8 protein-coding genes are annotated in these 4937 nt (G+C 55.3%); all 8 read left to right on the top strand.

Annotation, left to right across the window (positions count from 1 at the left end):
• The coding region (locus tag EH55_RS05390; protein WP_201769344.1) for a putative peptidoglycan-binding domain-containing protein at positions 1-277 on the top strand (277 nt) is incomplete at its 5' end.
• Between the two features lie 138 nt (positions 278-415).
• Positions 416-1207, top strand: coding sequence for a DNA-methyltransferase (locus EH55_RS05385; protein WP_037975519.1), 792 nt, complete (start codon positions 416-418; stop codon positions 1205-1207).
• A 248-nt stretch (positions 1208-1455) separates the two neighbouring features.
• On the top strand, positions 1456-1830 hold the full coding sequence (locus EH55_RS05380; RefSeq protein ID WP_037975517.1) for a hypothetical protein: 375 nt from the start codon (positions 1456-1458) through the stop codon (positions 1828-1830).
• Between the two features lie 82 nt (positions 1831-1912).
• On the top strand, positions 1913-2296 hold the full coding sequence (locus tag EH55_RS05375) for a hypothetical protein (RefSeq protein WP_037975515.1): 384 nt from the start codon (positions 1913-1915) through the stop codon (positions 2294-2296).
• A 109-nt stretch (positions 2297-2405) separates the two neighbouring features.
• Positions 2406-2969 carry a hypothetical protein gene (locus tag EH55_RS05370; RefSeq protein WP_037975513.1) on the top strand — a complete coding sequence of 188 codons (564 nt, stop codon included), beginning with the start codon at positions 2406-2408 and terminating at the stop codon, positions 2967-2969.
• 83 nt (positions 2970-3052) lie between these two features.
• Entirely contained in the window at positions 3053-3502 is a 450-nt protein-coding gene (locus EH55_RS05365; protein ID WP_037975512.1) for a hypothetical protein, read from the top strand.
• A 22-nt stretch (positions 3503-3524) separates the two neighbouring features.
• Positions 3525-4529, top strand: a complete 1005-nt coding sequence (locus EH55_RS05360) for an AcrVA2 family anti-CRISPR protein (protein WP_037975510.1) — start codon at positions 3525-3527, stop codon at positions 4527-4529.
• Positions 4526-4937 (top strand): hypothetical protein (locus tag EH55_RS05355; protein ID WP_037975508.1); only part of this gene is annotated, 412 nt, incomplete at its 3' end. The genes EH55_RS05360 and EH55_RS05355, both read left to right, overlap by 4 nt.

Below are 4937 nucleotides of genomic sequence, written 5' to 3'. Positions count from 1 at the left end.
CCACGGCATGGGCAACGCGGCGCGTATAGCGCAGCGCGCCTGCGCGTCGCTGGGGGCGTTCGTCGTGATAGATGGAAAGTGGGGCCCCAAGACGCGCGAAACGCTCTATACGCTTGCCTGGAAAAACGGGCTCGCGCTCTCGAAAATGCTGCTCGTCAAGCGCCTGAACTTCTACGACGCCATTATAGCGGCGCGCCCGAACCAAAAGCGTTTTAGGAACGGCTGGCGCAACAGGACGTTTGCGCTGGCCAAGGCGTGCGGGGTAAGAATAGCATAAAACCCCGCGTCCGCACGCTCTCGCGCCGAGACCGACCGGGGGCTGCGTCGTATAGGCGCAGGGATTAGGCTGATAGTATAGCACGGTGCGGGCTCCTTCGGGGGCCCGCTTTTTGTTTATAGGAGGGGAAAAGAAAAAATGCTATTTTATGAAAATCCTAATGGAAAGCTCTATCACGGCGACTGCCTCGAAATAATGAAAGATATTCCCGATGGCAGTGTTGATATGGTGCTCTGCGACCTGCCGTATGGCATGACAGCATGCGATTGGGACGTTGTGATCCCATTTGAGCCGTTATGGGAGCACTATAACCGCATTTGCAAACGAAATGCGGCTGTGGTGCTTTTCTCGCAGCAGCCGTTTACAACCGATATAATAAACAGCAACCGCAAGAAGTTTCGATATGAAATTATTTACCGCAAGACAATGAAGATGGGGTTTCTCAACGCGCACAAAATGCCGTTGAAAGGGCATGAAAATATATGCGTGTTTTATAAAGCGCTTCCCACATATAATCCACAAAAAACACAAAGCAGAAATCGTCCGCGGATAAGGGTCCAAGAGGATGCCCGTTGTAGAATATACAGTAAGTTCAAGGGGGGGGTGATGGTAGATGACGGCAGCCGTTATCCCGAGTCCGTTATCGATTTTTCTAATTTCAACGGCGGCGGTTTTGTAAAAAACAGGGAGCGCACGAAACATCCCACGCAGAAGCCCGTCCCTCTGTTGGAATACCTGATACGCACCTATAGCAATGAGAAAGAAACGATCCTCGACAACTGCATAGGCTCCGGCAGCACGGCGGTTGCTGCGGAGAACACAGGGCGCCGGTGGATAGGCATAGAAAAAGAAGAACACTTTTGCGAGGTCGCGAAAAAACGCATCGCGGAGGCGGCTGCGCAGGGAAGGCTTTTGCTTTTACAGGGGTAGGGCTCGCGTCCTACCATAAGAAGGGGGACTGCCAAATGTAAATAACATATATACATCTATATACATCTATATACATCTCTCCATGTGTGCAGTGCAGGGCGGGGCTCGCAGTCCCCGCCCCCTTTATTTTTTTTCGAAAAAAATCTCATATTTTTTTATGAAAACGCTTGACAAATTACACGAGGGTGTTATAATAGAAACATAAAGAAGAGGGGCAATCGCCCCACAAAAAAGAGGAGGAAACAAAAATGACAAACTGGACAAAAATAATAGACGACAACTACGACGACCTGATCGACGCCCTCACCGCCGCGCAACGCACCGCGATCGAGTGCGGGAAAATCGACGCCGTGAAGGGGCAGGCGTTCCAGGCGGTGAACGAAGTGCTGCTCTATGAGGACGGACACATCGAGACTATTCGCCATACCGGCGGGTGCATATTGGGCGACGTCGTCGAGGGGAAGGCGCTTTCGGCGGGGAAATACACGGACTGGACGGCAGACGGCTTCCTCCTCGACGAGGAGGGGGACCCCGAATCCATAGACGTGGACGAAATTCTCGCGGGGTGCGACGCAGACATTCGCCGCGATGTAGATTATCTGCGCAGCACCGTTGAGGGGTAATAGGTCGAAACGCCCTCCGGGGCGTCTGCCGGTGGGGCCGGCACTGACGAGACCAAAAAACTAATAGGGGAGGCAGAGAAAAATGTCAGTAACTGTCTATTGTCGCGGTTATTATATTACATCGTTTGGGCTCGAGGACTCGTTCCCCGAGTACGTGCCCACGGAGCAGGAATTCAACGCGTACGAAAAACTCTACGAACTCTATCTCGAAAAATGGCTCGAAAAAAATACGCTCACAGAGGAGGAGTGGGCGAAATGCCTCGACAGAGAGGGCGACGATTACGTAGAGTATATTAGGGGGGAGTGGGACAGTTGGAAAAATGACGTATGGGAGGATTTTTGTGGAGCCGTCGATTACGATGACCCCAATGCTAATGCTGAACGCAAATTCGTGGAGTTTGTGGGGGAGGAGGAGTCCGAATGCATCCAAAAACAATTCGCGATCCTCCGCAGAGAAATAAAATGAAGAGAAAACGCATCTTCGTTGTTGGCTATCAATTTCGACAACGAAGATGCACAAAACATTGGGAGCACTTCGCCGCTCCTACTGGATTAAAAGAGAGAGGAGATAAAAAATGACCGACAAAATAACGCTGGACGACGTATCCCGCTACACACGCGATGAGGAGATTATCGAGGAGGAAGAGGCTATCGCGCTCGTTGGGCGAGAGGCGTTGGAGTCCGCTGTCGCGGCGGAGGAACCCTCAGTCGGCGACATCGAAATCAACTACAGCCGCACGATCAACTGGCGACAGCACTGGGAAGAGGGCATGATGCGCTCATTCATGCGCGACGAGGGGGAAAGTCTTGCCGAATCGTGGTGGGGCAGGCTGATGCGCGAGATGAGCGACATCGAAGACCATCGCTATTACAATGAGGAGGACTACGAGCACTATGACCTACTCACGGCTCCCGACATCAGCATAGACGAGATAATGCGTGCCTCAGACTGGGAGGACACATTTGCGGAGGAATACTACTCATTCTGCGAGACGGGAAAAGAGACTGGGACCGTTCCGATGATGGAGCCTTCAGACGAACTGTGGGTGATGTGGGAGGAGGAGGCAGGCGGCGCGGCGAGGGAAACGTTCGAGCGCCTGAAGGAGGAAGCGAAGATGGAAGAGAAAAAGGAAGAGTAAAACAAATAGACAGGTCGAAACGGGGGCAACCCCGTCCGGCAGTTAGGCTGCCGCTGATGAGACCAAAGAGGAGGGAAAATAAAATGAAAATCACAATCACGAACGAAGACTGGAGGCTGCACGACGAAGCCATCGCCGCGGCGCTGGACATCGCCAAAACGGAACGCGAGAAAGAATGGATCACGAAGTGGAACGCGCTCGTTCGCGAGAAGAAGTCGCCGATTATCCGCCTGGGGTCAGGAGAGGCGCGTCGCTGTGGGCTGCTGAAAAAGCTGGCGGTAGTGCACTGGGCACAGCTCAGCCTGAATGTATGGAGAAACGAGATATATAGAGAGAAGATGGAAGAACTTCCACGCGACATGGAACCAGATGCCCGCGAAAAACTCGCCCGCTCGTGGCACTGGATATTCTGCTGGCTGTATTACGACTGCGTCGACGAAGCCGCCGACACGACGAAAATCATAACGCCCGAAGAGATGGAGAACCCCGTGGATTACTCGCCGCTTTTCGGCGAGTACGGCTATCGGCTATAGCCCAATGTAGGAGGAGGGCAACATGATCGAAAAACCGCGTCCCGTCGCAATCCTCGAAACATTCGAGGCGCGCGCGAAACACATGCAGTTTCAGGGGCGGCCCGTGCGCTCCTTCTGGGAGAGCATCGAGCGGGCGGCGGGGCTGCCCGCGCATATGGTGCCGATGGCGACATGGAACGCGGCGTGGCGCCCGACGGACGGAGGCGATGAAGACGACGCGCGCATGGCGGCAGACATCGCCTATCACCTCGCGCAGTGGCGGCTGTCGAAAGGGATATACCGTTTCGACCCAACGCTGTTGGACGAGCTCGCGTCCGGCGGCGTGCCGGAAAATACGCCGTGCGAAATATTCGCGCGCCTGCCGGAGCCCAGCATATGGGTAGAGACGGCGGGGCGATGCCATCTCGACGGATTCTTCGCTCGCCTGTGGAGCGACGACGGAGAAGGCGGCGCGCCGTCACGTCTGATGCTGCTGTGCGACATCGGGCTTGGCATGCCGTTTCCGCATACAGTTCTCTTCGGCGAAAGCGTCGGCGAAAACATAAGAGGCATAATAGACTTCTTGGAAGCGAACGGCGGGGTGTATCTCCAGATGGACGCGCTGCTGCGTTTCGTTTTCACGCTGCTCGCCTATCTGTGCAGCGACGAGCCGGACTACGACGACGGGCGCGTCCCCCCGCCGCTGAAACCGCCCGCAAGACTGAAAGGCGGGCGCAGAATGTGGCTGCCGCGCCCTGCTCCGACAGAATGGGGCGTCGGCGCGCGCATCGGCGCCGCCATACGGTCATTCGCGCCGCCGACGGAAAGCCGCGGGCATACCGGCGACGGAACGCCGACAGGGCGGACAGTGCGCCCGCATATCCGCCGCGCCCATTGGCACGGTTTTTGGACGGGCGCGAGAAAAGAGCCGGAAAAGCGGCGCTTCGTACACCGTTGGATACCGCCGATCCCGATAAACGTCCGACCGGACGACGAACTGCCGGCGGTGATACGGGCGGTGAAGAAAAATAAAGGAGAAGCAAAATGATAAAGTATTTTCCAGTTTCAGCGTTAAGCGACAAAGATAAAAAAATAATCATAAAGAAATTCCCGCTCGCCGGCACGCCGGCCGAAGCGGATTATACCGGCGACGGTACAGTGTTTCTCGTCGTCGTGCAGGGGCGTCCCGCGAAAATGTTCTACCCGCTCAAAAACAGAGAGGGGACGCCGGAGCTGCCGGAGGAGTTCTTCGTGAACATACACCCTGAAGCGGAGGGGCTGACCAACATCTATCTTGGCAGGGTGTCGGGCGGCGTATTTTTCGCCATGCGCCGACTTGAGGAAAAAGAAAAATCCTCCGTAACTGATGAATACATGTCCGTCTCCAGCGCGGCGCAGATTATCGGCGTCACGCGGGCGCATTTGTCGCATCTCTGCGCGAAAGGCCGCGTTCCCG

This window comes from Synergistes jonesii (genome assembly GCF_000712295.1).
GTDB classification, from domain to species: Bacteria; Synergistota; Synergistia; order Synergistales; family Synergistaceae; genus Synergistes; species Synergistes jonesii.
The sequence above is the reverse complement of the archived record's forward strand: the minus strand, read 5'-3'. Positions and strand labels throughout refer to the sequence as shown.